This window comes from Citrobacter sp. NCU1, assembly GCF_010231475.1.
GTDB lineage: Bacteria > Pseudomonadota > Gammaproteobacteria > Enterobacterales > Enterobacteriaceae > Citrobacter_D.
Genome location: NZ_NRDO01000041.1, coordinates 22,605 through 39,720, shown reverse-complemented (window position 1 = coordinate 39,720; position 17,116 = coordinate 22,605). Strand labels below are relative to the sequence as shown.

Annotated in this window: 18 protein-coding genes; 7 read left to right on the top strand and 11 right to left on the bottom strand. The window is 55.0% G+C overall.

From position 1 onward, the window contains the following. The first annotated feature begins 146 nt into the window (after window positions 1-146). Window positions 147-593: a hypothetical protein gene (locus CJP72_RS13725; protein WP_162381924.1), complete on the top strand. Its 447-nt coding sequence runs from the start codon at window positions 147-149 to the stop codon at window positions 591-593. Window positions 594-838: 245 nt separating this feature from the next. On the opposite strand, the gene sitD is transcribed toward CJP72_RS13725, so the two are convergent. From sitD to sitA, 4 genes are read right to left on the bottom strand one after another with little or no spacing between them, the layout of a single operon-like run. After that, the gene (sitD, locus tag CJP72_RS13720; protein WP_162381923.1) at window positions 839-1,675 is read right to left on the bottom strand and encodes an iron/manganese ABC transporter permease subunit SitD; all 837 of its coding nucleotides are present in this window, start codon (window positions 1,673-1,675) and stop codon (window positions 839-841) included. After that, window positions 1,666-2,526, bottom strand: coding sequence for an iron/manganese ABC transporter permease subunit SitC (gene sitC, locus CJP72_RS13715; protein ID WP_162381922.1), 861 nt, complete (start codon window positions 2,524-2,526; stop codon window positions 1,666-1,668). The genes sitD and sitC overlap by 10 nt, the downstream gene beginning before the upstream one ends. A gap of 2 nt (window positions 2,527-2,528) precedes the next feature. Further along, window positions 2,529-3,344, bottom strand: a complete 816-nt coding sequence (sitB, locus tag CJP72_RS13710; protein WP_162381921.1) for an iron/manganese ABC transporter ATP-binding protein SitB — start codon at window positions 3,342-3,344, stop codon at window positions 2,529-2,531. Next, window positions 3,341-4,258 carry an iron/manganese ABC transporter substrate-binding protein SitA gene (gene sitA / locus CJP72_RS13705; protein WP_162381920.1) on the bottom strand — a complete coding sequence of 306 codons (918 nt, stop codon included), beginning with the start codon at window positions 4,256-4,258 and terminating at the stop codon, window positions 3,341-3,343. Before sitA ends, sitB begins: the two co-directional genes overlap by 4 nt. Before the next feature lie 189 nt (window positions 4,259-4,447). Here sitA and CJP72_RS13700 point away from each other — a divergent pair, with 189 nt between their 5' ends. Further along, window positions 4,448-4,792, top strand: coding sequence for a nitrous oxide-stimulated promoter family protein (locus tag CJP72_RS13700; protein WP_162381919.1), 345 nt, complete (start codon window positions 4,448-4,450; stop codon window positions 4,790-4,792). Between the two features lie 91 nt (window positions 4,793-4,883). Here the strand turns inward: CJP72_RS13700 and CJP72_RS13695 are convergent, their stop codons facing one another. The 7 genes from CJP72_RS13695 to hypA form a co-directional block, all read right to left on the bottom strand. Next, window positions 4,884-5,312, bottom strand: coding sequence for a TOBE domain-containing protein (locus tag CJP72_RS13695; RefSeq protein ID WP_162381918.1), 429 nt, complete (start codon window positions 5,310-5,312; stop codon window positions 4,884-4,886). Window positions 5,313-5,356: 44 nt separating this feature from the next. Further along, the gene (gene flhA, locus CJP72_RS13690; RefSeq protein WP_162381917.1) at window positions 5,357-7,438 is read right to left on the bottom strand and encodes a formate hydrogenlyase transcriptional activator FlhA; all 2,082 of its coding nucleotides are present in this window, start codon (window positions 7,436-7,438) and stop codon (window positions 5,357-5,359) included. Window positions 7,439-7,597: 159 nt separating this feature from the next. Further along, on the bottom strand, window positions 7,598-8,608 hold the full coding sequence (gene hypE, locus CJP72_RS13685; protein WP_162381916.1) for a hydrogenase maturation carbamoyl dehydratase HypE: 1,011 nt from the start codon (window positions 8,606-8,608) through the stop codon (window positions 7,598-7,600). Further along, the gene (gene hypD / locus CJP72_RS13680; RefSeq protein WP_162381915.1) at window positions 8,605-9,726 is read right to left on the bottom strand and encodes a hydrogenase formation protein HypD; all 1,122 of its coding nucleotides are present in this window, start codon (window positions 9,724-9,726) and stop codon (window positions 8,605-8,607) included. Before hypD ends, hypE begins: the two co-directional genes overlap by 4 nt. After that, window positions 9,726-9,998 carry a hydrogenase 3 maturation protein HypC gene (hypC, locus tag CJP72_RS13675; protein ID WP_162381914.1) on the bottom strand — a complete coding sequence of 91 codons (273 nt, stop codon included), beginning with the start codon at window positions 9,996-9,998 and terminating at the stop codon, window positions 9,726-9,728. The genes hypD and hypC overlap by 1 nt, the downstream gene beginning before the upstream one ends. Then, entirely contained in the window at window positions 9,989-10,861 is an 873-nt protein-coding gene (gene hypB, locus CJP72_RS13670; RefSeq protein WP_162381913.1) for a hydrogenase nickel incorporation protein HypB, read from the bottom strand. Before hypB ends, hypC begins: the two co-directional genes overlap by 10 nt. Before the next feature lie 3 nt (window positions 10,862-10,864). Then, window positions 10,865-11,215 (bottom strand): hydrogenase maturation nickel metallochaperone HypA, encoded by a 351-nt coding sequence (gene hypA, locus CJP72_RS13665; protein WP_162381912.1) that lies wholly within the window; start codon window positions 11,213-11,215, stop codon window positions 10,865-10,867. Window positions 11,216-11,415: 200 nt separating this feature from the next. On the opposite strand from hypA, the gene hycA reads away from it, so the two are divergent. The 5 genes from hycA to hycE all read left to right on the top strand — a co-directional run bounded on the left by hycA (window position 11,416) and on the right by hycE (window position 17,109). Further along, window positions 11,416-11,877: a formate hydrogenlyase regulator HycA gene (gene hycA / locus CJP72_RS13660; protein ID WP_162381911.1), complete on the top strand. Its 462-nt coding sequence runs from the start codon at window positions 11,416-11,418 to the stop codon at window positions 11,875-11,877. 144 nt (window positions 11,878-12,021) lie between these two features. After that, on the top strand, window positions 12,022-12,633 hold the full coding sequence (hycB, locus tag CJP72_RS13655; protein ID WP_162381910.1) for a formate hydrogenlyase subunit HycB: 612 nt from the start codon (window positions 12,022-12,024) through the stop codon (window positions 12,631-12,633). Continuing rightward, a complete protein-coding gene (gene hycC / locus CJP72_RS13650) occupies window positions 12,630-14,456 on the top strand; it encodes a formate hydrogenlyase subunit 3 (RefSeq protein ID WP_162381909.1) in 1,827 nt (608 codons plus the stop codon). Before hycB ends, hycC begins: the two co-directional genes overlap by 4 nt. Window positions 14,457-14,458: 2 nt before the next feature. Continuing rightward, window positions 14,459-15,382 carry a respiratory chain complex I subunit 1 family protein gene (locus CJP72_RS13645; RefSeq protein WP_162381908.1) on the top strand — a complete coding sequence of 308 codons (924 nt, stop codon included), beginning with the start codon at window positions 14,459-14,461 and terminating at the stop codon, window positions 15,380-15,382. A 17-nt stretch (window positions 15,383-15,399) separates the two neighbouring features. Continuing rightward, window positions 15,400-17,109: a formate hydrogenlyase subunit HycE gene (gene hycE / locus CJP72_RS13640; protein WP_162381907.1), complete on the top strand. Its 1,710-nt coding sequence runs from the start codon at window positions 15,400-15,402 to the stop codon at window positions 17,107-17,109. The last annotated feature ends 7 nt before the right edge of the window (window positions 17,110-17,116 follow it).

Sequence of the window (17,116 nt, the reverse complement as noted above, 5' to 3'; positions counted from 1 at the left end):
TAAATAATGAATTTTCGGGGACGGTCTATCACTGTATGGGCTGAATTATCACTGCTGTCGAGGCAGGTAGCGGGGATGGGACAATTATTACCGGGTGTGTTACTGTTTTAATTGGCGATTAGAGGTTGCAAGGAGATAGTTACGTAATGAAATGGATAGGTTTTATTCTATTTATAATAATCACACTGATTTATATCTGGGATGGGAAGGATCTGTTTACAAAAAAAGAGTGGCGTGGTTTTGGAATAAAATTTATCTCAGTGCTGATTGGCGCATTTGCGTTGGTATTTATTCTGGTTGGCATTTCAAAGTCTATCCCTTTAATGACTAAGGAAACAGCGCGTGCGTTATCTGTAATTATACCTGCTTCATTCATAACAATATTACTATCAAAATTTCTCGTCGTTATGCTAAGTGCCATCTTTGATATTATTATACATTTTCATAAACGCTATAATACTGCTGCGAACTATTCAAAGTTATCATCATTGTTTAACAAGTATGGACCAAAATTACGTGTACTGGCAAAATGTCTGGCATCGTTTGGCTGTATCCTTATGTTCTATGGTATTTGGATTGGCAGTACGGTCTGAGTCGAAGAGGTTTAATGAACACCAGGAATAATTATGCTTTCCCGTAGTTTATCAGCGCGGGAAAAAACGGGCGCTATCCAGAGTGGGGCAGTAGATACCGCAATCATCATGATGACCACTTCGAGGCAAATAAACACAGCCTTGAAATTATCCTGGTGACGCTGAATAATTGAAAAAGCTAAGTCAGGGTAATATTGACCTTTTATGTATAAATAACCTGATATTACCCTGGATAAAGCTATGCTTCAGCCATAAATTTCAGAGCGCCGGTCTCGTATCGTTGTATAAACGAAGGCCACGATAAAGATCACCGTGAACAATACGACAATGGTGGGGGCGGGGGCGCTGTCGATAAAAAATGACAGATAGACGCCCAGAAATGAGGTAGCGACAGAGAGTACCACGGCCAGCATCAGCGCGCTGGCAAACCGGCGGGTGAGTAAAATGGCGATCGCGCCTGGGGCAATCAGCAGAGATATCGACAAAATAATGCCTACCGATTTTAGCGTGGCGACAATGGTCAGAGCGATCATGCACAGCAGTCCGTAATGCAGCAACGTGGTATTCAGGCCGCTGGCTCTGGCCTGATTCGGATCAAAAGCATGCAGCAATAAGTCCTTCCATTTCAGACCGATAACCAGCGCTATCCCCAATGCAATCAGCGCGGTTTGCGCAATATCGGCCAGCGAAACGCCCAGCATATCGCCAAACAGAATGTGATCCAGATGAACGTCCGACTGGATAGAGACATACAGCACCAGCCCCGCGCCAAACATGCCAGAAAAAACAATCCCCATGATGGTGTCGCGCTTAATACGGCTGTTGTCGTCGAGATACCCCGTCGCAACGGCGCAGAGCAATCCGGCGATGAACGCGCCGATAGCCAGCGGAATACCGGCTATCCAGGCCAGAACAATCCCCGGAAAAACCGCATGACTCATCGCATCGCCCATCAGCGCCCAGCCTTTCAACACCAGGAATACCGAGAGCAGCGCGCAGGGCACGGCGACAATGGCGGAAACGGCCAGCGCATTGAGCATAAAGTCGAACTGGAAGGGTTCCAGCAGCGTGGTTAAGAACATGAGGACTCCTTGTTCATTCGCGCGCGGCGACGGTTTGCCAGCAGGCCATGCTTCGGTGCGAAGACAAACGCGATCAGGAACAGCACGGTTTGCAGGACGACGATAATGCCGCCCGTTGCCCCATCCAGCCAGTAGCTGAGCCAGGCGCCAAAAAAGCTGGTCAGGCTGCCAATCGCCACGGCGATGACCAGCAGGCGCGGGAAGCGGTCAGTCAACAGCCAGGCGGTTGCGCCGGGCGTTACTACAAGGCAGATAACCAAAAATGCGCCAACCGTTTGTAGCGCCGCGACGGTGGAAACGGAGAGCAGCGTGAAGAACAATAACTTTAAGCGACCCGGATTGAGCCCAATGGAACGGGCATGATTTTCATCGAAAAAAGTCACCATCAGATCTTTCCATTTCAACAAAAGGATCGTCAGAGAAACGGCGCCGATAATGGCCAGTTGCAGAATATCTTCTGGCGCGATGGCCAGGACGTTGCCAAGAATAATGGTCTGAATATTGACGGACATCGGATTGAGCGAAACCATAAACAGCCCAATGCCAAAGAACGACGAGAAGATCAGACCAATAATGGCGTCTTCTTTCAGGCGTGACCGCTGGTTGAGAAACAGCATACAGCCTGCGGCAAGCCCCCCGGAGAGAAACGCGCCGAGCGAAAAGGGCAATCCCAGCATATACGCCCCCGCCACACCGGGGACGATCGAGTGCGATAATGCATCGCCAATCAGCGACCAGCCTTTAAGCATTAAATAGCAGGAGAGGAAAGCGCACAGCCCGCCGACCATTGCTGACACCCACATCGCATTGAGCATGTACTGGTAACCAAACGGTTCCACAAGCCAGTTCATGATTAATCCCCCTCGCTGGCGGTTCGGTGCGAGATAAACGGGCGCTCATCATCGGTAATGATGTGCTCCTCGCTGCCACTCAACGCCACATGGCGCAAGACGCCGCTGAACGCCAGTTCGAGATTCTCTGCCGTGAAGGTGGTTTCAGTGGGGCCGCTCGCCAGCACCGTCCCTTTGATCATCACCGTGTAATCACAAAACTCCGTCAACGACCCCAGGTTATGGGTGGACACCAGCATGGTGCGGCCCTCATCGCGCAGTTCGCGTAACAGTGAGATGATTCGCGCTTCGGTTTTCACATCCACGCCGGTAAAAGGCTCGTCCAGCAGGATCACCTGACCATCCTGGGCAATCGCTCTGGCAAGAAAAACCCGTTTTTTTTGCCCGCCGGAGAGTTCACCTATCTGGCGATGGCGGTACTCCAGCATGTCCACGCGCGCCAGGGCGGCGTCAACGCACGCGTGGTCGCGAGCTTTTGGACGACGCAGCCAGCCCATGTGGCCGTAGCGCCCCATCATGACGACATCTTCCACCAGCACCGGAAATGACCAGTCCACCTCTTCTGATTGCGGGACATAGGCAATCAGATTCTGCTTCAGCGCTTTGTTCACCGGCTGTTGCAAGATTGAGATCTTGCCAGTTGCCAGACGGACAAATCCCATCAGCGCCTTAAACAGCGTAGATTTCCCCGAACCGTTAACGCCGACCAGGGCAGCAATTGAGCCGCCGGGGATCTGAAACGTGGCGTCCCGCAGCGCAGTGTGACCGTTGCGATAGGTCACCGTGACACTGTCGGCGGTAATGGCAGCGTGGCTCATTTCTGACTCCTCAGACCGTCATTGATGCCGCTGACGATGGTTTCGGTGGTGACGCGCAGTAAATCCAGATAAGTGGGCACCGGGCCATCGGCAGTACTCAGGGAATCGACATACAGTACGCCGCCGTAGTGCGCGCCAGACTCACGGGCGACCTGACGGGCGGGTTTATCAGAGACGGTACTTTCACTGAAGACGGTGGGGATCTGATGTTGTCTGATAGCATCAATCACTTTGCGTACCTGTTTCGGTGTGCCCTGTTGATCGGCATTGATCGGCCACAGATACAGCTCCCGGAGATTGTTATCCCGCGCGAGGTAGGAGAATGCGCCTTCACTGGTGACCAGCCAGCGTTTATCAGCGGGGAGCGTCGCCAGTTCGTCGCGCAGCGGATCCAGCGTCTGGCGAATCTTCACCTTATAACTCTCGGCATTTTTTTGATAAATCGCCGCGTTTTGAGGATCGTACTTCGCCAGCGCATCGCGAATGTTATCGACATAAATGAGCGCGTTTTCTGCTGACATCCAGGCGTGCGGGTTGGGTTTGCCATTGTACGGACCTTCACTAATGCCCATCGGCTTCACACCAGTAGAGACCGTGACTTCCGGTACGCCGGAAAGATGCTGATAAAATCGCGCGAACCACAGCTCCAGATTCAGGCCATTGGAGAGAATAAGCTGCGCGCCTTGCGCCCGTTTGATGTCGCCGGGGGTGGGCTGATACTCGTGAATCTCAGCCCCCGGTTTGGTTATCGAGCTGACGTCTGCCGCGTCGCCCGCCACATTTTTTGCCATATCAGCAATGACCGTAAAGGTGGTTATCACCTTGAATTTCTCTGCGGCCCAGGCGGGCGTCAGTGTTAGCGATGCCAGGACGCCAGCAAGGAAAAATGACGTCAAACGAGGCAGGTTTGGCATAGTATCCCTCATATAAAAGTGGTTAATTATTCTTCGAATATAGCCTTTGCTATGTTATATAGCACACGGCATGGTTAAATGAAAATAATTCTTATTTGCGTAGCTGGCTAAGCATGTGTCACCTTCGGGTGATAGTCCGCAGAGAGAATAAGTTGTAGAATAAATGCACGTTAATGTGGTGGAGGCACTATGTCCGGCAAGCGAATCGCGCGTGAAAAACTGACGATCAAAAAAATGATCGCGTTATACGAGAGCCAGTGTCCACAGGCCCTGAATGAACCGGGGCATTACGCCGCGCTGTTCGCCTATGCGCAAAAACGGTTGGATAAGTGTGTGTTTGGCGAGGAAAAACCGGCCTGTAAACAGTGTCCGGTGCACTGTTACCAGCCAGCAAAACGTGAAGAGATGAAGCAGATTATGCGCTGGGCGGGGCCGAGAATGCTCTGGCGTCACCCGATGTTGACCGTGCGTCATCTGATTGACGACAAACGTCCCGTCCCGGAATTGCCGGAAAAATATCAGCGTAAAAAGTAAGTGTGAAATGCCTGATGGCGCTGCGCTTATCAGGACTACGGACAAATCCCACTTGTAGGCCCGATAAGCACAGCGCCATCGGGCAATATTATTATGCCCTGGTGGCAATCAGAATGGCTGAAGCCTTGATCAGCGCGATGACGCGACGTCCCTGGCTCAGTTTCATTTCCTGCTGACTTTCATTGGTGACAACAGCCACAATCTCAAAACCGGCATCGGTCTGAATCTGAACCGTTGCGTTGACGGCACCCTCAGTCACTTGTGAGACGCTACCCGCAAACTGGTTACGGGCAGAAAATTTCAGACCGCAATCTTCCGTTGCCAGCGTTACCCACGGGGCTTTGATCAGTGCAATCGCTTCTTTTCCCTGTTCCAGGCCCAGCGCCTGCTGGCTGCTATGCGTGACAATCGCCACCAGTTTTGCACCACCCGCCAGCGTCAGTTCAACTTCGTCGTTTACCGCACCCGTTGCAACTGCGCTAACTATACCTGTCAATTGGTTACGTGCTGATACCGCCATACTGCCTCCTTTCATTGAGATACCAGCCAGTATAGACACATTTGTTACACCAACGCATCCTTATCAATCCCCAACCGCTTCATCCGTGAAAGCAGCGTGGTGCGCTTAAGCCCCAGACGTTGGGCGGCACCCTTCGGTCCTGCCACGACGCCATTCGTTTCTCTTAACACACGCAGAATCAACTGAAATTCATCTTCGCCATCCTGTGCGACTTCGGTGGCGACCGGCGGTGTGGTCGGCGTTAATATCCCCATATCCGGTATTGAGAGTTGTAGCACGTTGCCCCGGGTCAGCAGCACGGCGCGTTCTACCACGTTTTCCAGCTCGCGGACGTTACCCGGCCACTCCATATTGGTCAGGGTACGCAGCGTTTCTGCGGGGATGCTGTCGATGTTACGTCCCATCCGACGGGCGATTTTAAAGGTGAAGGCTTTCACCAGTAGCGGAATATCTTCCGGACGCTCGCGCAGCGGCGGCAACTGGATCGGGAAGACATTCAGGCGGTAGTAGAGATCGTTGCGGAACTCGCGATCGGCCACCATCTTTTTCAGATCGCGGTTAGTGGCGGCGATCAGTCGCACATCGGTCTGGATCAGCTTATTGCTGCCCAGGCGTTCGAACTCCTGCTCCTGGAGAACGCGCAGCAGTTTGGGCTGCAACTCCAGCGGCATGTCGCCCACTTCATCAAGAAACAGCGAGCTTTTATCCGCCAGTTCAAAACGTCCAATACGCTGGGCGCTGGCCCCGGTGAACGCGCCACGCTCATGACCAAACAGATCGCTTTCCAGGAGTCCGGCAGGCATCGCGGCACAGTTCATTTTCACCATCCGGCGCGTGTTACGTCCGCTCAGATTGTGAATCGCCCTTGCGATCAGTTCCTTACCGGTTCCGGTTTCGCCCAGAATCAGCACCGTACTGTCGCTTTGCGCTACCATCTCGACTTGCTTGAGGACGTTGTACATCGCCTCGCTTCGGCCAATGATCTCGCCAAAATCACTGTCGACATTATTCAGTTGTTCAGTGAGCGCCAGGTTTTCGTCCACCAGGCGTTCCTTGAGACGGTGGATTTCCTGATAGGCAAGGGCATTATCGACGGCAATCGCCACGCGTTCGGCGATTTGACGTAGCAGTTTCAGGTTGGTGGTGGTGAAGATTTTCTCTTCGCACTGCGCGAGTTTCAGTACGCCGAGCATGGTGTTGCCAGACATCAGTGGCAGCAGGCAAAGCGTCTGTAATTGATTACCCCAGGTATCGAACAACATCCGTTCGTAAGGAGCAAGCGCATCCCTTTCGTTCAGGTTAATCAGCAACATCTCTTTGCTTCTGAATACCCGCTCAGTGAGGGTACCGGCTTCATCCACTTCACTTTGCTGGTGAGCAGGATGCGCTTCATCCAGATAATGGGTAGACCAGATATTCAGTTTATGTTTGTGATGACTGCGCAGGACAATGCTGATGGCGTCAATGTTGAAGTAGTAGTGGATCTCTTTCGCCACTTCGCTGACCAGTTCGTCGATGTCGAGACGCGAGAGCACCGCATTGGTGATCGCCACCAGAATACGGAAGTTATCGCGTTCGCGGCACAGCAAATCGTAATCGACGTTGTTTGAAACCCGACACTGAATTTGCTCGGCAACGACAGAGACAATCTGCGTAAAGGTCTGCAGGCGATCGTACTCTTTTTCGCTCCAGGGGCGGTCTTCCTTGCGGATAAATTCGCAGCCGCCAAAAATACGCCCGTCTGCCGCCAGCGGTAGCAGGCAATAGTGGCCAAATTCACCGTATAACCCGGAGGTGACCAGTTGCGGCCAGGTTTCAGTAAACTCATGGAAGTTACAGTGCAATGCGTCGGGACGCGACAGAATACGGCGAACCGGGCCATGCGCCAGTACCGTTTCGTCTTCATATTCAATCGGTTTACTGTTTTCTTCACGCGTCGCGTAATAGCGTGCGCGCTGTGTTTGTGCCTGCCATAACACAATAGCCGCGCTGTCGGCTAAGGCCGAACGCCTGACCAGTTGGGAAAGCGCTTCACTAAGCGAAGCCAGATCGGGCTGCTGCAATAATGTACGAGTAATATCAAACAACCCTTGCTGTCCGAGATCACTCATTGGTGTATACGACATGTTGCTTTTCCAGGAAAGTACCGCTTCGTGGTGCAAAAAGGTACATGAATTATAGGTATTCTTTTTAAACTTCCGCCGGATAGCGGCTACGTCTTATCCGGCCTACGGACAAAGTATTACCCGTAGGCCCGGTAAGCGTAGCGCCACCGGGCAATATCATCAGCAAATACGTGGCAGAGGTTCGGAGTGTGGCAAATCAAGGGTACGTTTGACGCCATACAAACCCGCGAGACGAACGCCTTTACGCTCGACCACTTCACCAATCAACGCGGCATCACGCCCCAGAGGATGTGAACGGAGCGCTTCCAGAACCTGTTCGGCCGCCTGACGTTCAACGGCAATCACCAGCTTACCTTCGTTGGCAAAGTTAAGGGCATCCAGTCCCAGCAGTTCGCACACGCCACGTACCGCTGGTTTTAACGGGAGGGCGGCTTCAGACAGCTCAATACCGCAACCGCTGGCGGCAGCGAATTCATGAGTGACGGCGTTGACGCCGCCACGGGTGGCATCGCGCAGCGCCTTCACGCCGGCAATATCGCGTAACGTCTGGATAAGCGGAGTAAGCACGGCGCAGTCGCTCACCAGTTCGCCATCCAGCCCCAGTTGTTCGCGCAGGTTGAGAATGGTGGCGCCATGATCGCCCAGCGTGCCGCTGACCAGCAGAACGTCGCCCGGGTTAAGGGTTTGCGCTCCCCAGTGAATATTGGCCGGAATCGCCCCCATCCCCGCCGTGTTGATGAACAGCTTGTCTGCCGCGCCGCGCTGAACGACTTTGGTGTCGCCAGTCACGATGGCGATACCCGCTTCGCGAGCCGTTGCCGCCATACTGTTCACCACGGCTTTTAGCGTCTCCATCGGCAACCCTTCTTCAAGGATAAAACCGCAAGAGAGATAACGCGGGATCGCGCCGCTGACCGCAACGTCGTTCGCGGTGCCGCAAATGGCCAGTTTGCCAATGTTGCCGCCGGGGAAAAATAACGGGTCAATGACGTAGCTGTCGGTAGAGAAAGCCAGACGATCGCCTTCTGCCATTAATTGCGCCAGATCCAGACGCGCCTGATCTTCTTGTTCCGCCAGCCACGGGTTGGCAAATGCCTCCATGAACAGACTGTTGATCAGTTGCTGCATGGCTTGTCCGCCACTTCCGTGGGCGAGTTGTACGCTATTCATGCTTCAGACTCCTGCTGACGATACTGATACCAGGCGGCACATGCGCCTTCGGAAGAGACCATCAGTGCGCCAAATGCGGTTTGGGGGTTACAGGTGTTGCCAAACAACGAGCATTGATTCGGCTTGCATTTGCCCGTCAACACTTCCCCGCAACGTGCGCGCGGATCGTCGTATACCTGCTGCGGCGCCGGTTGGAAATGCGCTTCGGCATCAAACCGTTGATAGTCTGGCATCAGATGCACACCGGATGACTCAATTACGCCAAGTCCGCGCCATTCACTGTCGCCATTCACGCAGAACACTTCGGCAATCGCCTGTTGCGCCAGTGAGTTACCGGCATCCGGCACCACACGGCGATACTGGTTTTCGATCAGACTGTGGTCCGCAATTTTCTGCTCAACCAGCATGGCCACACCTTGCAGCAGATCCAGCGGTTCGAATCCTGCGACCACCAGCGGACGATGAAACTCGCTGGCGATAAAGTTATAGGCGTCAGTACCGATCACCATGCTGACGTGACCCGGCGCGAGGAAAGCGTCGATGCCGCTGTCCGGCTGTTCCAGCAGGCAGCGCAGCGTTGGGATAAGCGTGATGTGCTGGCAGAAGAAGTAAAAGTTCTTCACGTCTCGCGCTTTAGCCTGTTGCAACGTAATGGCCGTGGTCGGCATGGTGGTTTCAAAACCCAGCCCGAAAAACACGACTTTACGCGTCGGGTTTTCCTGCGCCAGTTTGAGCGCATCCATCGGGGAGTAAACAATGCGGACATCCGCGCCGCGCGCTTTGGCCTGCAGGAGAGAACCCTGCTTGCCCGGTACGCGCATCGCATCGCCAAAGGTGCAGAAAATCACTTCCGGGTGGCTGGCGATTTCGACGCAGCTATCAATTCTGCCCATCGGCAGTACGCAGACCGGACAGCCAGGACCGTGAATAAACTCCACGTTGTCGGGCAGTAACTGGTCGAGGCCGAATTTGAAGATAGCGTGTGTGTGGCCGCCGCAGATTTCCATGATACGCAGCGGGCGTTCGGCAGTGTAAGGGAGATGGACCGCACGCTCACGCAGATGGTCGATCAGTTGCATCACCTGCTCTGGTGCGCGGTATTCGTCAACAAAACGCATTATTTTTCCTCACCAAACAGTAAAGCGCCGACGTCCGGCTCAACATCAAACATGTTTTGTAGCGCATCGAGGGTATCGCGCGCTTCGGCTTCATTAATGACACTCATGGCAAAACCGACGTGAACCAGGACCCACTGGCCTATACGCGGCTGACCCTGTTCATCGCAACAGCCGACCAGCGTCAGGTCGACGTCGCGCTGAATGCCGCAAACGTCGACTTTCGCCTGGTTGCCGTCAATGGTACGGATTTGCCCCGGAACGCCTATGCACATCGCTGTGCCTCCAGCCAGTTCAACCACTGATCCATCCCTTCTCCGCTGGTGGCGGAAATCAGAATGATTTCAATCTCCGGGTTCACTTCACGTGCGCTGGCGATGCACTTCTCAACATCGAAGTTGAGGTAGGGCAGCAGGTCGACTTTGTTGAGCAGCATCAGCGAGGCGGCGGCAAACATGTGCGGGTATTTCAGTGGCTTATCTTCACCTTCGGTAACAGAAAGCACGGCCACTTTATGACGTTCGCCGAGATCAAAGCTGGCCGGGCAAACCAGGTTGCCGACGTTTTCAATAAACAGAATGCCGTTGTCTTCCAAAGGCAAACGCGGTGCAGCATCGGCAATCATCTGCGCGTCCAGGTGACAACCTTTGCCGGTGTTCACCTGGATGGCCGGCGTGCCGGTGGCGCGAATACGGGCTGCGTCATTGACGGTCTGCTGGTCGCCTTCAATCACCGCGCAGGGAACGCTGTTTTTCAGTTTCATCAGCGTTTCGGTGAGCAACGTGGTTTTGCCGGAGCCTGGGCTTGAGACAAGGTTAAGCACCAGGTGCTGGCGGGCAGCGAAGCGAGCGCGGTTACGTTCGGCCAGGCGGTTGTTTTTGTCCAGCACGTCGATTTCAACTTCCAGCATACGGCGCTGGCTCATGCCTGGCGCATGGGTTCCGGCTTCGCCGTGCCCATAATGCAGGTCGCCTTCTGCCGTCTGGCTGGGGGTAAAGTTGGAGGTCTTCACGCCGGTAATATTGAGCGCCGGGCGAGCCGCCGGGGCAAATGGCGCACTACGAAACGCCGAATGAGGGTTATGTTCATCACCCTCGATATAAAGGTTGCCTTCAGCGCAACCGCATGTTGTACACATCGCTCACTCCTGGTCTATTTCTATTCTTCTAATCTGTAAGCCGTCATCGGCCACGATCCTCAGTGTGTCGCTGTTGCATTGCGGACAACGGCGGACGCGCTGTGTCAGCAACGTGACATATTGCTGACAAGATTCGCACCAACATTCGGCTTCTTGTTCTTCGAGGTGCAGTTTACAACCTTCCGCCAGGGTGCCGCGGCATACCAGATCAAAACAAAAGGCGAGAGCACTGGTTTCGACACAAGAAAATGCGCCAATTTTGAGCCAGACCCCAGTTACCTTTTGCGCACCATGTTGTGCGGCCTGTTGTTCGATCAATTCCAGTGCCCGTTGGCAGAGGGTTATTTCGTGCATATCGCCTCCCATCATTTATTGCTGCGGTAAAAGCAATAAACATGCCAGTTATTGTTTTTGGCACGCTGACAGTGACGACGATGACGAAATGACATGTCGTCACACCGTTATTCTCTCGTATCTTTATGAAAAATAAGAATTTTAAAATTGGCATGGAACGTGCTTAAGGCAGGCTATCTCACGTAAACGGATAACCTGACATGACAATTTGGGAAATAAGCGAAAAAGCCGATTACATCGCTGACCGGCACCGTCGCCTACAGGACCAGTGGCGTATCTACTGCAATTCGCTGGTTCAGGGGATCACCCTGTCGAAAGCGCGCCTGCATCACGCCATGAGCTGCGCGCCGGACAAAGATCTATGTTTCGTTCTTTTTGAACACTTCACTATCTACGTCACGCTGGCGGATGGTTTCAACAGCCACACCATTGAGTACTACGTTGAAACGAAAGATAGCGAAGAAAAACAACTCATTGCGCAAGCGCAGCTGACCATCGACGGCAAAGTTGACGAGCATGTCAGCAACCGCGATCGCGAGCAGGTGCTGGAGCACTATCTCGAAAAAATCGCCAGCGTTTACGACAGCCTGTATGCCGCAGTGGAAACCAACACCCCGGTAAATATGCACCAACTGGTAAAGGGACAAAGCCCAGCGGCGTAAGCCAGAGGCATTGCCCGTTTTGTTCGCGATGCGGTATGACGCCGCGTCACGACTGTTTTGGGGATGGGCGTGTCGAAGAGTGTCGAAAATGACACTTGATAGACATGTTTTCGTCAAAAATGACTATCACCTGAGGAATGCCTGGTGAATCGTTTTGTAATTGCTGACTCCACGCTCTGTATTGGCTGCCACACTTGTGAGGCCGCCTGTTCAGAGACGCATCGCCAGCACGGCCTGCAGTCAATGCCGCGCCTGAAAGTGATGCTGAATGAAAAAGAATCCGCGCCGCAACTTTGCCATCACTGTGAAGATGCGCCGTGCGCGACCGTATGTCCTGTCAACGCCATCAACCGCGTAGATGGCGCTGTACAGCTGAATGAAAGCCTGTGCGTAAGCTGCAAACTGTGTGGGATTGCCTGCCCGTTTGGCGCGATAGAGTTTTCCGGCAGCCGTCCGCTGCATATTCCGGCCAACGCCAATACTTCGAAAGCGCCGCCAGCGCCTCCTGCCCCGGCGCGTGTTAGCACACTGCTGGACTGGGTGCCGGGTGTTCGCGCCATCGCCGTGAAATGCGATCTGTGCAGTTTTGATGAACAAGGCCCTGCCTGTGTACGGATGTGCCCTACCAAAGCTCTGCATCTGGTCGAAAACACCGATATCGCCCGCGCCAGCAAACGTAAGCGCGAGCTGACGTTCAATACCGATTTTGGCGATCTCACCTTGTTTCAGCAGGCTCAGAGTGGGGAGGCAAAATGAGCGTAATTTCACTGATTAATAGCGGCGTGGCCTGGTTTGCCGCCACTGCGGTTCTGGCGTTTCTGTTCTCCTTTCACAAAGCGTTGAGTGGCTGGATTGCCGGCGTAGGCGGGGCGATCGGCAGCCTGTGTACGGCGGCTGCGGGCGCCCTTGCGCTGACTCATGCCTTAGCGGTCAGCGGTGTGATGCCGTTTATCGGACACACGCTGCAAGTGACGCCGTTAAATGCAATTTGGTTGATTACGCTGGGTCTGTGCGGGTTGTTTGTCAGCCTGTACAACATTGACTGGCATCGTCATCCGCAGGTGAAAGCCAACGGTTTGTTGGTGAATTTATTAATGGCGGCCGCGGTCTGCGCCGTGGTTGCCAGCAACCTCGGCACGATGGTGGTGATGGCGGAGATTATGGCGCTGTGCGCCGTGTTCCTGACCGGCGGCAGTAAAGAAGGCAAGTTGTGGTTTGCGCTTGGCCGTATTGGCACACTGCTGCTGGCGGTTGCCTGCTGGTTGGTGTGGCAGCGTTATGGCACGCTGGAACTGAGACTGCTCGACCTGCGCACGCAGGCATTGCCGCTTGGCTCCGACATCTGGCTGCTTGGCGTTGCCGGTTTTGGTCTGCTGGCCGGGATTATCCCGCTGCACGGTTGGGTGCCACAGGCGCATGCCAACGCCAGCGCACCGGCTGCCGCGCTGTTCTCTACCGTTGTGATGAAAGTCGGTTTGTTAGGGATTTTGTCTCTGTCGCTGATTGGCGGCAATGCGCCGTTGTGGTGGGGCATTGCGCTGCTGGTGTTGGGCATGATCACCGCGTTTGTCGGCGGTCTGTATGCGTTGATGGAACATAACATTCAGCGTCTGCTGGCCTATCACACCCTCGAAAACATCGGCATTATTCTGCTCGGTCTTGGGGCCGGCGTGACCGGCATTGCGCTGCAACAACCGGCGCTGATTGCGCTGGGTCTGACGGGCGGCCTCTACCATCTGGTGAACCACAGTCTGTTCAAGAGCACACTGTTCCTCGGCGCGGGCAGCATCTGGTTTCGTACCGGTCATCGCGATATCGAAAAGCTGGGCGGCATTGGCAAGCGTATGCCGATGATCTCGCTGGCGATGTTGGTCGGGCTGATGGCGATGGCCGCACTGCCGCCGCTGAACGGTTTTGCCGGTGAATGGGTTATCTATCAATCCTTCTTCAAACTGGGTAACAGCGGCACGTTTATCGGTCGTTTGTTAGGGCCGTTGCTGGCGGTTGGGCTGGCAATTACCGGTGCGCTGGCGGTGATGTGTATGGCGAAAGTCTACGGCGTCACTTTCCTCGGCGCGCCGCGTACCAAAGAGGCGGAAAACGCCTGTTGCGCGCCATTCCTGATGGCGGTGAGCGTGGTGGCGTTGGCGATTTGCTGCGTGCTGGGCGGCGTTGCCGCGCCGTGGCTGCTGCCGATGATTTCTGCGGCCGTTCCGCTGCCGCTGGAAACCGCGAATACCACGGTTTCCCAGCCAATGATTACGCTGCTGCTGATCGCGTGTCCGCTGTTGCCGTTCATCATCATGGCGATTTTCAAAGGCAACCGTCTGCCGTCGCGTTCACGCGGTAAGGCATGGGTGTGTGGTTACGATCACGAGCAGTCAATGGTTGTCACCGCACACGGTTTTGCCATGCCGGTGAAAGAGGCCTTTGCGCCAATCCTCAAACTGCGTAAATGGCTCAATCCGGTCTCACGGGTTCCGGGCTGGCAGAACGCGGCCGCGCCGGTATTGTTCCGTCGCCTGGCGCTGATTGAGCTGGCGGTACTGGTGGTGATTGTGGTTTCACGAGGAGCCTGAGAATGAGTGTTTTATATCCGTTAATTCAGGCGCTGGTATTGTTTGCCGCTGCGCCGCTGTTGTCTGGCATTACCCGCGTGGCGCGTGCCCGTTTGCACAACCGTCGCGGGCCGGGCGTGTTGCAGGAATATCGCGACATTATCAAATTGCTGGGTCGCCAGAGTATTGCGCCAGCGGATTCCAGCTGGGTTTTTCGCCTGACGCCATTTGTGATGGTGGGCGTCATGCTGACCATCGCCACCGCGCTGCCGGTGGTGACCGTCGGTTCTCCGCTGCCGCAACTGGGCGATTTGATCACCCTGATTTATCTCTTCGCGATCGCCCGTTTCTTCTTTTCGATCGCCGGTCTGGACACCGGTAGTCCGTTCACCGCGATTGGCGCCAGCCGCGAAGCGATGCTCGGCGTACTGGTCGAGCCGATTCTGCTGCTGGGTCTGTGGGTCGCGGCGCAGGTCGCAGGCTCCACGCATATCAGCAATATCGCCGACACGATTTACCACTGGCCTGCTGCCCGCAGTATCCCGCTGATTCTGGCGCTGTGCGCCTGCGCCTTCGCCACCTTTATCGAAATGGGCAAACTGCCGTTTGACCTGGCGGAAGCGGAGCAGGAGTTGCAAGAAGGTCCGTTGACCGAGTACAGCGGCAGCGGTTTTGCGGTGCTGAAGTGGGGCATCAGCCTCAAACAGTTGGTGGTGTTGCAGATGTTCGTCGGTGTGTTTTTGCCGTGGGGACAGATGGAAACCTTCAGTGCGGGCGGGTTGCTGCTGGCGCTGGTGATTGCGGTCGTCAAGCTGGTGGCTGGCGTACTGGTTATCGCCCTGTTCGAAAACAGCATGGCGCGTCTGCGTTTTTGCGCCACTTCACGCGTGACCTGGGCCGGTTTTGGGTTTGCGTTTTTAGCGTTCGTCTCCTTGCTGGTGGCGTGATTTAAGAGAGTTTGAGTATGTCTGAAGAAAAATTAGGTCAACACTATCTCGCCGCTCTGCACCAGGCCTTCCCGGGCGTGGTGCTGGATGAAGCCTGGCAGACCAAAGATCAGCTGACCATCACCGTCAAGGTGAACTACCTGCCGGAAGTGGTTGAGTTCCTCTATTACAAACAGGGCGGCTGGTTATCCGTGCTGTTTGGTAACGACGAGCGTCAGCTGTGCGGCCGTTATGCCGTCTACTACGTACTGTCGATGGAGCAGGGCGTTAAATGCTGGATCACCGTCCGCGTTGAAGTGGATGCCAATACGCTGGAATTCCCGTCCGTTACCCCACGTGTTCCGGCTGCCGTCTGGGGCGAGCGCGAAGTGCGCGACATGTACGGGTTGATCCCGGTTGGGCTGCCGGATGAACGCCGTCTGGTGCTGCCGGATGACTGGCCGGATGAACTCTATCCGCTGCGTAAAGACAGTATGGATTATCGCCAGCGCCCGGCGCCGACCACCGACGCGGAGACTTATCAGTTCATCAACGAACTGGGCGACAAGAAAAACAATGTGGTGCCGATTGGCCCGCTGCATGTGACCTCCGACGAACCGGGCCACTTCCGTCTGTTTGTTGACGGCGAGAACATTATCGACGCCGATTACCGTCTGTTTTATGTCCATCGCGGCATGGAAAAACTGGCGGAAACCCGTATGGGCTACAACGAAGTCACCTTCCTGTCGGATCGCGTCTGCGGCATCTGTGGCTTTGCCCACAGCACCGCCTATACCACTTCCGTTGAAAACGCGATGGGCATCGTGGTGCCAGAACGTGCGCAGATGATCCGCGCCATTCTGCTGGAAGTAGAGCGTCTGCACTCGCATCTGCTGAACCTCGGTCTGGCCTGTCACTTCACCGGCTTTGACTCCGGCTTTATGCAGTTCTTCCGCGTGCGCGAAACCTCCATGAAAATGGCGGAGATCCTCACCGGGGCGCGTAAAACCTACGGTCTGAACCTGATCGGCGGGATTCGTCGCGATCTGCTGAAAGAGGACATGATCCAGACCCGTCAACTGGCGCAGCAGATGCGTCGCGACGTGCAGGAGCTGGTGGATATGTTGCTCAGCACGCCGAACATGGAACAGCGTACGGTCGGTATCGGTCGTCTGGAGCCGGAAATCGCCCGTGACTTCAGTAACGTCGGCCCAATGGTCCGCGCCAGCGGCCACGCCCGCGACACCCGCGCCGATCACCCGTTTGTCGGTTACGGTCTGCTGCCAATGGAAGTCCACAGCGAGCAGGGCTGCGACGTGATCTCCCGTCTGAAGGTGCGTATCAACGAGGTCTACACCTCGCTGAATATGATCGACTTTGGTCTGGATAACCTGCCGGGCGGCCCGCTGATGGTGGAAGGCTTTACTTATATTCCGCATCGCTTTGCGCTGGGCTTTTCGGAAGCGCCGCGTGGGGATGATATCCACTGGAGCATGACCGGCGACAACCAGAAACTGTACCGCTGGCGCTGCCGTGCGGCGACCTACGCCAACTGGCCGACGCTGCGCTACATGCTGCGTGGCAACACCGTTTCCGATGCGCCGCTGATTATCGGTAGCCTCGATCCTTGCTACTCCTGTACTGACCGTATGACCGTGGTCGATGTGCGTAAGAAGAAGAGCAAAGTCGTGCCGTACAAAGAACTTGAGCGCTACAGCATTGAGCGTAAAAACTCGCCGCTGAAATAAGGAATCG